Here is a 15,056-nt window from a genome sequence, read left to right as displayed (position 1 = left end):
ATCTGTGTGCGGAGTCAACCGGTGTGGACGGCCAGGTCGGACAGGGCGTGGTAGGCGCGTTCGACCAGGGGGCGGGTCTTGGCCAGGTGGGCGGCGGCCTCGGCGTCGGGGGTGATCACCTCGGTGGGCACGACCAGGTCGGCGGCCTGGCGCAGGGAGGACAGCTCGCCGAGGGCGCGCCAGGCCAGCAGGGCCGCGCCCACGCCGGAGCCCTCGCTGTCCTCGGCCAGTTCGAGCCGCTGGTCCAGGGCGGCGGCCAGCACCTTGGCCCACACCGGGCTGCGGAACGCGCCGCCGGTGGCGCGGACGCTGCGCACGTCCAGGCCGGTGGCCCGGACGGCGTCCAGGACCAGGGCGATCTGCTGGCCGACGCCCTCGATCAGCGCGCGGGTGATCTGCGCGCGGCCCTGTTCCCGGCGCAGGCCGACCAGCACGGCCCTGGGGTCGGGGTCCCACCACGGGGCGCGCTCGCCCAGCAGGTAGGGCAGGGCGAACAGGCCGCCGGCGCCGGTCGGCACCCGGTCGGCCTCGGCCAGCAGGTCGGCCACGGGCACGCCGAAGGTGTCCGCGGCCCACTGGGCGACCACGCCGCCGTTGCTGACCGCGCCGCCCACCACCCACAGGCCGTCGCCCACGGCGTAGCAGAAGGTCCGGCCGCGCTCGTCAACGCCGGGGTGGTCGCGGACCACGCGCAGCGCACCGCTGGTGCCCATCGACAGCGCGGCCATGCCAGGCAGCACCGCGCCGACGCCCAGGTTGGCCAGGGGGCCGTCACCGCCACCGGCCACCACCGGCAGGCCAGCGGGCAGGCCGAGGGCAGCGGCGACGGGCGCGGCCAGGGCGAGCACGGTGGTGGGCGCGACCAGCTCGGGTAACCGGTCCTCGGTGATGCCGGCGACGGCCAGCGCGTCGGGGTGCCAGGCCAGCCGGTGGATGTCCATCAGGCCGATGCCCGAGGCGTTGGAGTGCTCGGTGACCAGCCGGCCGGTCAGCCGGTGCAGCACGAAGTCCTTCAACCCGACCCAGTGGCCGACCCGGCGGGTGAACTCCGGTTCCTGCTCGGCGAACCACATCAGCTTGGGCAGCGGCGCGAACGGGTGCACGGGCGTGCCGGTGGCCCGGTGCAGCCGCGTGCCCTGGTCGCTGGCGCGCAGCCGGGCGGCCTGGGCGGTGGCGCGGTTGTCGGCCCAGCTCAGCGAGCCACCCAGCGGGTTGTCCTCGGCGTCCAGCGGGAGCAGCGTGTGCATGGCGCCGGTGAGCACCAGGCCGACGACCCGGGCGTTGCGGGCCGCGCAGGTGGTCACGGCCTCGGCCAGCGCGCGCAGGGCCACGGCCAGGACCTGCTCGGGGTCGTGCACGGCCTGGCCGGGCCGATCGGTGCGCAGCTGGTAGCCGTGCTCGGTCAACGTCAGTACCTCGGCCTGCCGGCTGACGGCGACGACCTTTGTCGCCGTGGTTCCGAGGTCGACCGCGAGTACGACGTCTGTCATGCGCCGGACGTTACCCATCTCGTGAGGCGACAGCGAGCGAGCATCGCAACGAGCGACAGCGGGCGAGGAGCGGAGCGGGCGCGCGGCCGCGCCGGCCACCACCTGTCGGGAAAAGCACCGATGGGCCGGACGCCGGGGTCAGCGGCGCCCGACCCACCGGTCGAACAGGGGAACAGCCCAGGTCAGCGGGCTGCCACGACCTGCTCGGCGATCTCGTAGGTGTTCAGCGCGGCACCCTTGCGCAGGTTGTCGCCGCACACGAAGAAGTCGAGCGTGTTGGGGAAGTCCAGCGCCTGGCGCACCCGGCCCACGTAGGTGGGGTCACCGCCGACCACGTCGGCCGGGGTGGGGAAGCGGCCCTGGGCCGGGTCGTCCACCAGCACCACCGACGGCTGCGCCGCGAACACCGCGTGCGCCTGGGCCACGGTGACCTCCCGGTCGAACACCGCGTGCACGGACAGCGAGTGCGTGGTCACCACGGGCACGCGCACGCAGGTCGCCGAGACCTTCAGGTCCGGGATGCCCAGGATCTTGCGGGACTCGTTGCGGACCTTCAGCTCCTCGCTGGACCAGCCGTCGTCCTTGACCGACCCGGCCCACGGCACCACGTTCAGGGCCAGCGGCGCCGGGAACGGCGAGTCCGCCTGGCCCAGCCCGGCCGCGGCCAGTGCCTCGCGCACGTCACCGCCGCGCACCCCGAGGTCCTTGCCGGCCACCGCGGCCAGCTCCGCGTAGAGCCGGTCGATGCCGGACTGGCCGGCGCCGGAGGCCGCCTGGTAGGAGGCGACCACCAGCTCGCGCAGCCCGAACTCGCGGTGCAGCGCGCCGAGTGCGGCCATCATCGACAGGGTGGTGCAGTTGGGGTTGGCGATGATCCCGCGCGGCCGGTCGGCCACGGCGTCGGCGTTCACCTCGGGCACCACCAGCGGCACGTCCGGGTCCATCCGGAACGCGCCGGAGTTGTCCACGGCCACCGCGCCCCTGGCCGCGGCGATCGGCGCCCACTGCGCGGACACCTCGTCGGGCACGTCGAACATGGCCACGTCCACGCCGTCGAACACCTCGGGGGCCAACGCCTGGACGGTCAGCTCCTGGCCGCGCACGGTGATCCGCTTGCCGGCGGAGCGGGCCGAGGCGATCAGCCGGATCTCGCCCCAGGGCACCTCGGGCCGGCCGTTGATGATGTCCACCATCACGCTGCCCACCGCGCCGGTCGCCCCGACCAGCGCGAGCACGGGTCCGGTCCCGCCCATCAGCGACCACTCCCCGCGTACACCACGGCCTCCTCGTCGCCGCCCAGCTCGAACGCGTCGTGCAGCGCGCGCACCGCGTCGTCGAGCTGGGTGTCCCGGCAGATCACCGAGATGCGGATCTCCGAGGTGGAGATGATCTCGATGTTCACCCCGGCGTCGGCCAGCGCCGCGCAGAAGGTGGCGGTGACCCCGGGGTGCGAGCGCATGCCCGCGCCGATCAGCGACACCTTGCCCACGTGGTCGTCGTAGAGCACCTGGTCGAAGCCGATCTCGCCCTTGGCCTTCTCCAGGCTGGCCACGGCCTTGGGGCCGTCGTCCTTGGGCAGGGTGAAGGTGATGTCGGTGCGACCGCTGACCGCCTGCGAGATGTTCTGCACCACCATGTCGATGTCGATCTCGGCGTCGGCCACGGTCCGGAAGATCTTGGCGGCCACGCCTGGGTGGTCGGGCACCGCGGTCACGGTGACCTTGGCCTCGGAGCGGTCGTGCGCCACCCCGGTGATCAGGGCTTGTTCCACGGGAAGGTCCTCCACTGAGCCGGACACCAGCGTGCCGGGCTTGTTGCTGAACGACGAGCGGACATGGACGGGGACGCCGTAGCGGCGGGCGTACTCCACGCAGCGCAGCATCAGCACCTTGGCGCCGCAGGCCGCCATCTCCAGCATTTCCTCGTAGGTGATCGTCTCCAGCCGCCTGGCGTTGGGCACGATCCGGGGGTCCGCGGTGAACACGCCGTCGACGTCGGTGTAGATCTCGCACACGTCGGCCTTGAGCGCGGCGGCCAGGGCCACGGCCGTGGTGTCGGTGCCGCCCCGGCCGAGCGTGGTGATCTCGTGGCTCTCCTGGCTCACGCCCTGGAAGCCGGCAACGATGGCGATCGCCCCGCTGTCCAACGCGTCCTGGATGCGGCTCGGGGTCACGTCGATGATCCGGGCCTTGCCGTGCACGGCCGTGGTGATCACGCCGGCCTGCGAGCCGGTGTAGGAGCGGGCCTGCGCGCCGAGCGAGTGGATGGCCATGGCCAGCAGCGCCATGGAGATCCGCTCCCCGGAGGTGAGCAGCATGTCCATCTCACGGGCCGGCGGCACCGGCGCGACCTGGCGGGCCAGGTCGAGCAGTTCGTCGGTGGTGTCGCCCATCGCGGACACCGCGACAACCACGTCGTGGCCGGCTTTCTTGGTCTGAACAATCCGCTCGGCTACTCGTTTGATCCGCTCGGCGCTCTCCACCGAGGAACCGCCGTACTTCTGGACGACGAGCGCCACTGTCCAGACCTCCTCACCGGCCGGTTACCAGCCGTTAACAGCGTTGGCGCATTTCACACGCAGCGTACCCGCGTCAGCGAACCCCGTAGGCCGCTCGTGACGGGCACTACTCTCAAGAAAGCAAGCACAGCCGGCAGTAGGAAGGATCGGGGTGTCGGCGACAGGAGCGACCGAGGCTGCCGACGGCGCTGGGCCACCAGTGACCGGGGCCAGCGCAGGAGAACCGGAGCGGGCCAGGACGGGCACCGCCCACGTGCCGCCGACCACGGGCGGACCAGCGCCCAGAGCCGCCAGAACCGCGCCGGCGCCGGCGCCGGCCACCGCACCCACCGCACCCACCGCGCTCACCGCACCCACTTCCCGGCCGGGCCTGCGCGAGTGGTTCACCGAGCGCACCGGCCGGTGGAACCAGTACCGGGTCGCCCTGCTGGCCGCGCCCGCCCTGCTGTACCTGGTGATCCGGCAGATCGGCCTGCTCGTGCTCGGCTGGATGGCCGACGGCAACAAGGTGTCCGTGGTCTCGGCGCTGACCTCGTGGGACGGCCAGTGGTTCCTGGGCATCGCCCAGGGCGGCTACCAGGGCGTGCCCAGCGGGCTGGTGGACGCGTTCGGCCGGCGCAGCGACGAGACGCCGATGGCCTTCTTCCCCGGCTACCCCACGCTGGTGCGCTGGGTGGCCGAGCTGCCCGGGCTGTCCCTGGTCGGCGCGGCGTTCGTGGTGAGCCTGGTCAGCGGCGTGGTGTGCGCCTACGGGCTGCACCGGCTGGGCCAGCGGGTGACCGGCGGCTCGCGCCGGGCCGGCCTGCTGCTGGTCGCGCTGTTCGCGGCCTCGCCGATGGCGATCGTGCTGTCCATGACCTACTCGGAGGCCACGTTCTGCGCGCTGGCCGCGTGGGCGCTGGTGGGGGTGGTGGAGCGGCGCTGGCTGCTGGCCGGGCTGTGCTGCCTGGCCGCCGGCCTGGTCCGGCCGACGGCCGCCGCGCTGGTGGTCGCCGTGGGGCTGGCCGCGCTGGTCGCGGTGATCAGGGGCCGGGACGGCTGGCGGCCGTGGGTGGGTGGCGCCCTCGCCCCGCTGGGCCTGCTCGGCTACCTGGGCTACGTGGCTAGCCAGACCGGGCAGCTGGACGGCTGGTTCGCGGTGCAGCGGCGGGGCTGGGCGTCCCGGTTCGACCTGGGCGCGGCCACCTGGAAGTTCGGCCTGGACATCCTGACCGCGCCGCGCTCGGTGCTGGAGCTGACCACGGTGTGGCTGCTGATCGGCGCGGTCGCCCTGGTGGTGGTCAGCCTGCGGCGGCGGATCCAGTGGCCGCTGGTGGTCTACGGGCTGGGCGTGCTGGTGATGGACGTGGGGTCCAACGGCCTGATGAACTCCAAGGCGCGGCTGCTGCTGCCGGCGTTCACCCTGCTCATCCCGGTGGCCGTGGGCCTGGCCAGGCGGCGGCCGACCACCGCGCTGACCCTGGCCGCGTTCGTGGCCCTGTTCAGCGCCTGGTTCGGCGCCTACTCGATCACCGCCTGGCCGTACGCGATCTGACGCCCGCCGCCCGGGCCCGGGTCAGATCCAGCGCCCGTGCACGCCCAGCGGGTTCAGCGGGACGTCGCCCAGGTACGGGCCGGCCAGCGTCTGGTACTCCTTCTCGATGTCCTCGGCGAGCACCGCCAGGTAGCCCCAGGGGATGTCGTGCACGTGGTCGCGCATGCCGGTGAGGTGGGTCCGGGCCCGGACCGCGTCCTCGGCCAGGGCGAAGGCCGCGCCGAACAGGTTGTGCGCCTCCAGGGTGCGCGGGTGCGGGGCGGGGTTGGCCATCCACCGGTCGGCCGCGGCCTGCAGTTCCGGCCGCACCTCGGCGAAGTAGCGCCACTTGACCCGCACCATCTCGTGCGCGTCGCGCCGCTCCAGCGCCTCGGTGTGCCGGTCGAGGAACACCTCGAAGTGGGCCAGCGCCAGCATGGCGGTGACCGGGTCGCCCACCGGCGCCAGTTCGGCCGTGGCCCTGGCGAAGCTGAGCATCTCCTCGTGCGAGCCGCCCCACTTGGCGGCCAGGATCTGCAACCGGTGCCAGTGCGCGGGGAACAGGGTGGGGCAGCGGGTGATCACCTCCCGCCACACCTCGTCCTTCTGGTCCCGGTCCACCTGCAGGCCCATGCCCACGGGCAGCAGCTGGGCCCAGGGCACGGCGTCGGCGGGCAGCAGCTCGGCGGCCTGGTGCAGCGGGCCGACCGCCTTGCGCAGGGTGGCGAAGAACATCTTGAACCGGTCCTCGCCCACGTGCTTGGCCCGGCCACCGCCCCGGATGGCCCACGCCTCACCGATGAACGCGGTCCCGGCCAGCAGCCACAGCTCCGGGTCCTGGTGCCGCCTGGCCAGCTCCACGAGTTCGTCGGCGCCGCCGACCAGGCCGTCGCGCAGCACGCCCAGCCGCAGCGCGCGCAGTTCCGGCTCGTCCCGGCACTCGGCCAGGACGGTGGTGGCCGCGGTGATGTGGCCGTCGGCCACCGCCTGCACGGCCGCGTCGAGTGCGACGTCCTCGTAGGTGTGGTTCCTGATCACCGGCCGCGCGACCGGCGGCTGCTTCGCCCTCCGGCGGAAGATCCCCATCCGGGGAGCGTATTGAGCCGGCAAGCACCCGCGTTGACCTGGGTGCTCACCCCAGCCGGCGCACCACGCGCAGCACGATCGCCCGCAGCACCAGCCAGAACAGCGCGGCGATCCCGTAGTTGACCAGGACCGCCAGGTCGGGGTCGGCGGGCAGGAACAGGTCGTGGAAGCCCAGGGCCAGTGGATCGGCCCAGCCCGCGACGAACCGGGTGATCCCGTTGTCCGGGTTGGCCCCGCCCAGGGTGAGGACCACGTGCGCGACCAGGACCGCCGCGCAGATCACGCCAACCCAGCTCAGCACGCTCGCCACCGCGGCGACGAGCCGCACGCGCACACCCGCGCCCGCGCGGGGCGAGGGGTAATCCTCGTGCTCGGCCATGAGGCGAGTGTGGCACGCGCGACCCCGCTTGGCTACGCGCCAGTAACAACGGTCCGGCCACCCTTTCCCCCACCCGTTCCCGGCTAGTGGCGCCGGCTCACCACCCGGGCCAGCAGGCCGGCCACCAGCAGCCAGAACACCGCGGCCAAGCCGTAGTTGACCAGCACGTCCAACGGCTGGCTGCCGAGTTGGAACAGGCCGGGGAACCACAGCGCGAGCGGCTCGGCCAACTGCCGGACGAGCACGAAGAACGGGTTGTCCGGATTGGCGTTGAACAGCACGAGCAGGATGTAGAGCACTTCGAAAGCGGCGAACACCGTGCCGATCAGTCTGATCACTCTGGCGGCCATGGCCTGCTTCCTTTCGCGCCTTCCGCGGAGCACCTGGTCGGGGACGGGATGGTCAATACCCGCCCCGGCCGGCGACCACACCCGGCCAGGCGGGTCGGCGCGCGCGGCGGGTTCCACCATGTGGACGGTCAACTTCCGCTGCGGGTCGCGCTGTGGTTAGTCTCGGGCCGTGGCGTTCGCCCTCCTGCTTCGCTGCCGCGACGGGGCCTGACTGACCGGCTCCCCGCCGCGGAGTTCAGCGTTGCCGCCGGTCGCTCTCGTGTCGACACCACCGGCCAGCAGGAGTTTCTTCCCATGAGCATCGTGCAGGACAGCTTCGACCCGGACGCGTTCCGCTCCGGCCACGGCGGCATCCGGCAGCCCGCCCGCCCGATCCCCGCCGGGCAGCCCAGCTGGAACCCGCAGCGCGGCAGCAGCATGCCGGTCCACCGCTACCGCCCGTTCCACGAGCTGGTCGAGGCCGTTGAGCTGCCCGACCGGACCTGGCCGGACCGGCGGATCACCACCGCGCCGCTGTGGTGCGCGGTCGACCTGCGGGACGGCAACCAGGCGCTGATCGAGCCGATGTCGCCGGCGCGCAAGCGCACCATGTTCGACCTGCTGGTGCGCATGGGCTACAAGGAGATCGAGGTCGGCTTCCCCGCGGCCAGCCAGACCGACTACGACTTCGTCCGGGAGATCATCGAGGACGGGGCCATCCCCGACGACGTGCACATCCAGGTGCTGACCCAGTGCCGGCCGGAGCTGATCGAGCGGACCTTCCAGGCGTTGGAGGGCGCGCCCCGCGCGATCGTGCACATCTACAACTCCACCTCGGTGCTGCAGCGCCGGGTGGTGTTCCGGTCCGACCGGGACGGCATCAAGAAGATCGCCACGGACGCGGCCCACCTGGTGCTGGACTACGCGGCCAAGTACGCCGAGACCGACTTCCGGTTCCAGTACTCCCCCGAGTCCTACACCGGCACCGAGCTGTCCTACGCGGTCGAGGTGTGCAACGCGGTCACCGAGATCTGGCAGCCCACCCCGGACCGGCCGGCCATCGTGAACCTGCCGGCCACCGTGGAGATGGCCACGCCCAACGTGTACGCGGACTCCATCGAGTGGATGCACCGCAACCTGGAGCGGCGCGACGCGGTGATCCTCAGCCTGCACCCGCACAACGACCGGGGCACCGGCGTGGCCGCGGCGGAACTGGGCTACCAGGCCGGCGCCGACCGGATCGAGGGCTGCCTGTTCGGCAACGGCGAGCGCACCGGCAACGTCTGCCTGGTCACGCTGGGCCTGAACATGTTCAGCCAGGGCATCGACCCGCAGATCGACTTCTCCGACATCGACGCCGTCCGCCGCACGGTCGAGTACTGCAACCAGCTGCCCGTGCCCGAGCGCCACCCCTACGGCGGTGACCTGGTCTACACCGCGTTCTCCGGCAGCCACCAGGACGCCATCAAGAAGGGCTTCGAGGCGCTGGAGGACGAGGCCAAGGCCAACGGGCAGCACGTGGACGACTACCCGTGGGAGGTCCCCTACCTGCCGATCGACCCCAAGGACGTGGGCCGCAGCTACGAGGCGGTCATCCGGGTCAACTCGCAGTCCGGCAAGGGCGGCGTGGCCTACCTGATGAAGACCGAGTACCAGCTGGACCTGCCGCGCCGGCTGCAGATCGAGTTCTCCCGGGTGATCCAGGAGGTCACCGACACCGAGGGCGGCGAGATCAGCCCCAAGGGCATCTGGGACGCGTTCGCCACCGAGTACCTGGACCCGGCCAGCCCGGTGGCGCTGCGCCGGCACACCGTGGCCGACCCGGGCGACGGCCGGCACGAGATCACCGCGGTAGTGCTGGTGGACGGCGAGGAGCACGAGATCACCGGCTCGGGCAACGGGCCGATCGCGGCCTTCGTCGACGCGCTGGCCACGGTCGGCTACGACGTCCGGGTGCTCGACTACGCCGAGCACGCCCTGACCGCCGGCGACGACGCCCAGGCCGCCTCCTACGTGGAGTGCGCGGTCGGCGACAAGGTGCTGTGGGGGGTGGGGGTCAGCGGCTCCACCGTGACCGCGTCGCTGCGCGCGCTGGTGTCCGCGGTCAACCGGGCGTCCCGCTGACCGCTCCGACCAGACCGGCCTGACCAGACCGGCCTGACCAGGGCGGTTCAGGTCAGGCCGGGTCGGGTCCGGGTCAGTCAGGCGGCGTGCTGCTTGGCCCGCTCCGCGTCGGCCCCGTCGGTGTCGGTGGGGTCGTCCGGGGTGTGGTGGCGGGCGGCGCGCCGCCGGATCAGCATGGTGGTGCCCAGGCCGATCAGCACGGCGACGACCAGGCCCACCCAGGAGAACCGCTGCAGCCACTTCTCGGCCACCATGCCCAGGTAGTAGATGACCGCGGTGGTGCCACCGGCCCAGACGATCCCGCCGAGCGCGTTGGCCACCAGGAACCGGCCGTAGCGCATCCGCAGCGCCCCGGCCAGCGGGCCGGCCAGGATGCGCAGCAGGGCCACGAACCGGCCGAAGAACACCGCCCACACGCCGTAGCGGGCGAACAGGTGCTCGGCCTTGGCCAGGTGGGGCGGGCCGAAGTGCTTGGGGAACTTGCGGCCCAGCCAGGCCAGCAGTGGCCGGCCGCCGCGTTTGCCGATGACGTAGCCGATCGAGTCGCCGATGATCGCGCCCGCACTGGCGGCCACGCCGACCGCCACCGGGTCGACCAGGTGTTGTGCGGCCATCAGGGACGCGCTGACCAGGACGATCTCCCCGGGGAGGGGAATGCCCAGGCTCTCGATCCCGATCACGCACCCCACGATCAGGTAGATCACCAGCGGGGGTACCGCGTCCAACAACTCAGCAATGTGCACGCCACAACCCGATCTGTCGTCACCTGAGGTCCATGGTGCCAGCACGACGGGGCCTGTCGGCACCAGATGGACAACTGCGACGGCGGCGGGACGGGGAAAGTTCCCGTGTTCGTTGACCGTCGGTCACCCGCGCTGACTGGCGGTCAGCACGCTGACCCTGGGTGACCGGCCGTGCGCGCCAGCCACCGGGACGACCGGCGGGAACAGCGTGCGAGCGGCGGTCCGGACAGCCGGGGCCGTCCGGACCGCCCGGGTCAGCGGGTTCCCCCGCGCGGGTGAGCCAGCACCGCTGGAGCTGGAGTCACCGGGGTCGGGGTCGGGGTCACCGGAACCGGCCGAGCCGGTCCAGCAGGTCGTCCAGCTGGTCGCAGAAGTCGTCCAGCCACGGCAACCCGGTCTGCGGGGTCAGCCGCATCCGCAGCACCTGCGGGTCGTGGTCGCTGGCCTGGTCGGCGAACTCGGCGTTGACGTGCACCACGTCGTAGTCGGTCGCGCCGCGCCGCCCGCCCACCAGGATGTGGTCCAGGACCTGGGAGTTGCCCTCGTAGACGTAGCTGTACCGCTCGGCGGCGGGCAGCGTGTCGATCAGGTCGCGCACGACCCCGCCCCGGGTGAGCGTGTGCAGCGCCTGGGAGAACTGGTAGTCGTTCAGGTCGCCGGCCAGCACCACCGTGGCCCCGGGGTCCACCTCGCGCAGCTGGTCGACGAAGCCGCGCAGCACCGTGGCCTGCTGCTGGCGCTGCACCTCCGAGCCGCGGGTGGGCGGCTGGTAGCGGCCGTGCATGGGCTGGTCGCCGCCCTTGGACGCGAAGTGGTTGGCCACCACGAACACGGTGCGCCCGCGGAAGACGAACTCGCCGGCCAGGGGCTTGCGGCTGTCCTGCCAGGCCGCGTTGGCCGGGTCGATCCGACCGGGCGAGATCGACAGGGCCGCGCGGTGTCCGGTGCGCACCACCGAGACCGGGGTGCCGGCGTCGCCGCCCGGACGGTCCACAAAGGACACCCGCTTGGGGTTGAACAGGAAGGCCACCCGGATGTTGCCGCCCGGCTGGCCGCCGTCGGCCAGGTTCACCGGGTCGATCTGCCGCCACTGGTAGGCGGGGCCGCCGGCGGCCCTGATGGCGTTGGTGAACTTGGTCAGCGTGACGTCGGCGGCGACCACCCCGTCGTTGGTCGGCCCGCTGTTGTCCTGGATCTCCTCCAGGGCCAGCACGTCCGGGCTGGCCAGGTTGGTCACCACGGCCCTGGCCAGCCGGTCGAACTTGGCCTGGTCATCGGCCGGGGACAGGTTCTCCACGTTGTAGGTGGCCACGGCCAGCTCGCCAGGGCGCTGCCCGCGGGTGGTCTCCGCGGTCAGCCCGCCCGAGACGTGCTTGCCCAGGGTGCTGGCCTCCAGCACGTATCCGCCGTACTGGCTGTAGTCCAGCGGCCCGGCCGTGGTGCCGGCCAGCCGGTCACCCACGTTGGCGGTGGGGAAGCCCTCGCCGGTCGGCGACTCCACCTTCAGCCGGCCGGCGTTGGGCTGGTCGTAGCCCAGGTAGACGGTGCCGCCGCGGGCGCTGGGGTGCTGCTCCGGCTTGGTGGTCACCCACAGCGCCGCGTACCCGTCGGTCGGGCCGACCACGCGGGCGTCGTCCACCCGCAGCAGCATGCCCTCGCGCGACTCGTAGAAGTCCAGCGCGTAGTCGGCCGGCGCCAGCACGGCCTTCTCGATGCTCTCGCCGCCCGCCTCGGGCGCGTAGGCCTCCGGCACGGTGTCCGCGCCGAGCACCTCGGCCGGGGGCAGGGCGTTGCCCGAGGACAGCACAGTCCACTGTGGATTCTTCAGCTCGGTGACGGTCTGGTTGGCGCTCTCCTCGCCGCCCGGCCGGTACTCGCTGACCACGCCGCTGACCCGCACCTGGTCACCGACGCGCGCGCTGGGCGTGGTCGAGCCGGTGAACACGAACAGGCCCTCGCTGGTGCGCGGGTCCGCGTCCGGCTCGGGGTCCTGCAGCCAGAAGCCGCGCGCCGAACCGTGCGAGCGCACCCCGGTCACGATCCCGGGCACGCCGGCCACCGGCTTGCCGTTGAGCGGCGAGATCCGGGTGGTGCCCTGGATGTCGTGCACCCGCACGGTGACCGGCTCGGGCTCGGGCTCCGGGTCGGGGCCCGGTTCGGGCCCGCCGTCGCCCGGGGTCTGGCCGGCCGCGTTGGTCGGGGTGGGCGCACCGGCGGTGAAGTCCGCGGCGTTGTCGTCGGTGTCGGGCCGCAGCGCGCCGCTGGCCGCGTCCACCGTCCTGGCCACCGAGGTGGTGTTGCTGGTCGCGGGCGCCGGGTTGCCCTCGCGCACCGCGGCCGCGCCGTAGCCGACCAGGTCCCGCACCCTCGGGTCGACCGCGCAGTCCTCGGCGGTCAGGCAGGTCAGCGCGTCCGTGCCGGTAACCAGCGCGACCGTGCCGGCCGTGCCGGACATGTTGATCGACCCGGTGGCGTCCGCGGTGGGCAGCGGTGTGCTGCCCCCGCTGCCGCTGGCCTCGGCGACCAGGTAGCGGCCGCCCGGGGCGATCGCACCGGCGAGCCTGGTCACCTGCCACTGGCTGGTCGGCTTGGGGCTGGCCGGCAGGTACTGCACGCTCAGCCCGTCCAGCGCCACCTCGGCGGCACCGGTGTTGGCCAGCTCGACGAAGTCCGTGGTCAGCGTGGCGCCGGAGTTGCCACCGCCGCCGTAGACCTCGGCGATCAGTGCGTCCGTGCTGGCGAGTGGATCACCGGGCAGGCTCGGGTCAGCCCATGCAGCCGGTGGGGAAACCGCGGTCAGGGTCGCGGCGAGCGCGCCGAGCGCGGCTGTGGCCGCACGCCTGGGGCGAGGCGCTGATCTGGCCAACTCGTCCTCCTGGGGGCGAGATCCGGTGGCGAAGTGTCAGCAGATCATCCCCCTTTCGGGTGAATTTGCGGCGACGGCCTGACAACGGTTGACCTGCCATTCCTCGCGCTTGCCAGGGTGCCGGGGAGGGAGGAATTGCCAGCGCAACGACACGTCCCCACCAGGCAGGACGTGCCGGATTCAGCCGGAGTGGGTGGCCGGGGACGCACGGCAGGAGACGATCAGGACGCCTGGGCGCCACCGTGCTCCTGGTCGTAGGCGGCGCGCGAGGTGGCGATGGCGCCTCGGTGCCGTTCCGCCCAGGAGACCAGCGCGGCAAAGGACTCGTGCAGCTCCCGGGCCATGTCGGTGAGCGTGTACTCCACCTTGGGCGGCACCGTCGGGTAGACCGTCCGGACCAGCAGGCCGTCCCGCTCCAGCCGGCGCAGGGTCAGCGTGAGCATGCGCCGGCTGATCCCCTCGATGGCGCGTTCCAGCTCGGTGAACCGGATCGGCCCCTGGGCCGCGGCCACGATGATCCCGATGCTCCACTTGCCCGCCACGTGGTCGAGCACCTCGACGATCGGGCAGCCCTCCTCGACGACCTGCGTGGCCAGGCGCGCGGACGAGTGGGACATGAGCGGCCTCCTTACTGCCGCCCGATGGTCACACATCGTGCCGTCAGTTACAAGAAGTGCACCCAGGAACGCGCGGTGCCCCACCCATGCTCAGTCCCGGCCGGCAACGACGCGGCCGTTGTGCCACACCGCGCGGATCCGGTCGGCCAGGCCGGCCGGCTCCACCGAGGTCCCGTCCAGCAGCACCAGGTCGGCCCGCTTGCCCTCGGCGATCTCCCCCCGGTCGTCGGCCACGCCCAGCAGCCGGGCCGCCTGCCAGGTGGCGGCCCGCAACGCCTCGACCGGGCCGAGCCCGGCCAGCGCCAGGTACTCGATCTCGCGCAGCACCTCGGTGTGCGGGCGCACCGGGTTGTCCGTGCCCATGGCGATCGGCACCCCGGCCCGCACGGCCAGCCGCACGGCGTGGCGGTGCGCCTCCGGCGTGCCCTCGGGCGCGTGCTCCGGATCGGCCTGGGTGACCGACAGCGTGGGCACGAACCACGTCCCGGCCTCGGCCATGGCCGCCACCGCGGCCTCGTCCAGGAACACGCCGTGCTCGATGCTGTGCGCCCCGGCCCTGGCGGCCAGCTCCGCGGCGCGGGCGCCGTGCGCGTGCACCATCACCCGCCGCCCCCGGTTGACCGCCTCGTCCACCAGCGCGCTCATCTCCGCGCGGGTGAGCTGCACGTCGTGCACGCCGACCCCGCGCGCCATCGACCCGGTCGCGGTCACCTTGATCCAGTCCGCGCCGGCCCGCACCATCCGGCGCACCACCGCCCGCGCCGCCTCCGGTCCGTCGAACACCGGGTCGGGCATGGACGGATCGCCGAACGCGTCGACCGTGCCCTGGCTGGCGACCCAGTGATCGCCGAGCCCGCCCGTCGTGCCCACCTGGCGCAGGCTGACCAGGATGTCCGGCCCGGCGACCCAGCCCTGCCGCACGGCCAGCCGCAACCCGGCGTCGGCACCCCACGCGTCCCGGACCGTGGTGACGCCGTTGCGCAGCAGCGTGGCCAACACCGGCACGGCCGACAGCTGCCGGGCCGACCGGGGCAGGGTCACCGCGGTGGCCGAGCCCAGGGTCTGCGTCAGGCTCACGTGCGTGTGGCAGTCGATGAACCCGGGCACCAGCAACCCGCCCGCGCAGTCCACGACCACGTCACCGGACAGCCCCACGCCCACGGCCACGATCCGGTCACCCGCCAGCACCACATCCGCCCGGCTCACCGCACCGGACCGCGCGTCGAACACCGCACCACCCGCCAGCACCACACGCTCCACCCGCCCACCCTGACACACGCCCCGGCCCTGCTCCGCACCGACCGATCACCCGATGAGCGGTCAGTAGCCCGTCTCCCGGCCCTGATATCGACAGCCGGTGTCGCCGCACTCGCCAGTCCGGGTGATCCCCA

12 protein-coding genes are annotated in these 15,056 nt (G+C 72.9%); 2 read left to right on the top strand and 10 right to left on the bottom strand.

The features are described from left to right. Positions 1 to 14: 14 nt before the first annotated feature. From LX83_RS07055 to LX83_RS07045, 3 genes are all read right to left on the bottom strand, one after another. Positions 15 to 1,490: a gluconokinase gene (locus LX83_RS07055; RefSeq protein ID WP_253768327.1), complete on the bottom strand. Its 1,476-nt coding sequence runs from the start codon at positions 1,488 to 1,490 to the stop codon at positions 15 to 17. Positions 1,491 to 1,672: 182 nt separating this feature from the next. Beyond that, positions 1,673 to 2,743 carry an aspartate-semialdehyde dehydrogenase gene (locus tag LX83_RS07050; protein ID WP_253768325.1) on the bottom strand — a complete coding sequence of 357 codons (1,071 nt, stop codon included), beginning with the start codon at positions 2,741 to 2,743 and terminating at the stop codon, positions 1,673 to 1,675. Then, on the bottom strand, positions 2,743 to 4,008 hold the full coding sequence (locus tag LX83_RS07045; protein ID WP_253768323.1) for an aspartate kinase: 1,266 nt from the start codon (positions 4,006 to 4,008) through the stop codon (positions 2,743 to 2,745). Before LX83_RS07045 ends, LX83_RS07050 begins: the two co-directional genes overlap by 1 nt. 199 nt (positions 4,009 to 4,207) lie before the next feature. On the opposite strand from LX83_RS07045, the gene LX83_RS07040 reads away from it, so the two are divergent. Beyond that, complete coding sequence (locus LX83_RS07040; RefSeq protein WP_253768321.1) at positions 4,208 to 5,542, top strand: glycosyltransferase family 39 protein; 1,335 nt, start codon at positions 4,208 to 4,210, stop codon at positions 5,540 to 5,542. A 21-nt stretch (positions 5,543 to 5,563) separates the two neighbouring features. On the opposite strand, the gene LX83_RS07035 is transcribed toward LX83_RS07040, so the two are convergent. The 3 genes from LX83_RS07035 to LX83_RS07025 form a co-directional block, all read right to left on the bottom strand. Further along, positions 5,564 to 6,607, bottom strand: a complete 1,044-nt coding sequence (locus LX83_RS07035; RefSeq protein WP_253768319.1) for a hypothetical protein — start codon at positions 6,605 to 6,607, stop codon at positions 5,564 to 5,566. 46 nt (positions 6,608 to 6,653) lie between these two features. Further along, entirely contained in the window at positions 6,654 to 6,986 is a 333-nt protein-coding gene (locus LX83_RS07030; protein ID WP_253768317.1) for a hypothetical protein, read from the bottom strand. An 83-nt stretch (positions 6,987 to 7,069) separates the two neighbouring features. Next, complete coding sequence (locus LX83_RS07025) at positions 7,070 to 7,336, bottom strand: hypothetical protein (protein ID WP_253768315.1); 267 nt, start codon at positions 7,334 to 7,336, stop codon at positions 7,070 to 7,072. A 294-nt stretch (positions 7,337 to 7,630) separates the two neighbouring features. Here LX83_RS07025 and leuA point away from each other — a divergent pair, with 294 nt between their 5' ends. Then, positions 7,631 to 9,439 carry a 2-isopropylmalate synthase gene (gene leuA, locus LX83_RS07020; RefSeq protein WP_253768313.1) on the top strand — a complete coding sequence of 603 codons (1,809 nt, stop codon included), beginning with the start codon at positions 7,631 to 7,633 and terminating at the stop codon, positions 9,437 to 9,439. Positions 9,440 to 9,516: 77 nt separating this feature from the next. Here leuA and LX83_RS07015 read toward each other — a convergent pair whose 3' ends face one another. The 4 genes from LX83_RS07015 to LX83_RS07000 form a co-directional block, all read right to left on the bottom strand. Continuing rightward, on the bottom strand, positions 9,517 to 10,182 hold the full coding sequence (locus LX83_RS07015; protein WP_253768311.1) for a DedA family protein: 666 nt from the start codon (positions 10,180 to 10,182) through the stop codon (positions 9,517 to 9,519). A 322-nt stretch (positions 10,183 to 10,504) separates the two neighbouring features. After that, entirely contained in the window at positions 10,505 to 13,048 is a 2,544-nt protein-coding gene (locus LX83_RS07010) for an endonuclease/exonuclease/phosphatase family protein (RefSeq protein ID WP_308203926.1), read from the bottom strand. A gap of 221 nt (positions 13,049 to 13,269) precedes the next feature. Next, the gene (locus LX83_RS07005) at positions 13,270 to 13,665 is read right to left on the bottom strand and encodes a winged helix-turn-helix transcriptional regulator (RefSeq protein ID WP_253768309.1); all 396 of its coding nucleotides are present in this window, start codon (positions 13,663 to 13,665) and stop codon (positions 13,270 to 13,272) included. 90 nt (positions 13,666 to 13,755) lie between these two features. Further along, entirely contained in the window at positions 13,756 to 14,925 is a 1,170-nt protein-coding gene (locus LX83_RS07000) for an amidohydrolase family protein (protein WP_253768307.1), read from the bottom strand. Positions 14,926 to 15,056: the final 131 nt, after the last annotated feature.

Origin of the sequence: Goodfellowiella coeruleoviolacea (genome assembly GCF_024171785.1) — a bacterium.
Lineage (GTDB): Bacteria > Actinomycetota > Actinomycetes > Mycobacteriales > Pseudonocardiaceae > Goodfellowiella > Goodfellowiella coeruleoviolacea.
This window is presented reverse-complemented; position numbering and strand designations above follow the sequence as displayed.

Coding starts and splice junctions, on each gene's coding strand:
- LX83_RS07055 (WP_253768327.1), bottom strand. CDS start 1,490: ATGACAGACGTCGTACTCGCGGTCGACCTCGGAACCACGGCGACAAAG.
- LX83_RS07050 (WP_253768325.1), bottom strand. CDS start 2,743: ATGGGCGGGACCGGACCCGTGCTCGCGCTGGTCGGGGCGACCGGCGCG.
- LX83_RS07035 (WP_253768319.1), bottom strand. CDS start 6,607: ATGGGGATCTTCCGCCGGAGGGCGAAGCAGCCGCCGGTCGCGCGGCCG.
- LX83_RS07030 (WP_253768317.1), bottom strand. CDS start 6,986: ATGGCCGAGCACGAGGATTACCCCTCGCCCCGCGCGGGCGCGGGTGTG.
- LX83_RS07025 (WP_253768315.1), bottom strand. CDS start 7,336: ATGGCCGCCAGAGTGATCAGACTGATCGGCACGGTGTTCGCCGCTTTC.
- leuA (WP_253768313.1), top strand. CDS start 7,631: ATGAGCATCGTGCAGGACAGCTTCGACCCGGACGCGTTCCGCTCCGGC.
- LX83_RS07005 (WP_253768309.1), bottom strand. CDS start 13,665: ATGTCCCACTCGTCCGCGCGCCTGGCCACGCAGGTCGTCGAGGAGGGC.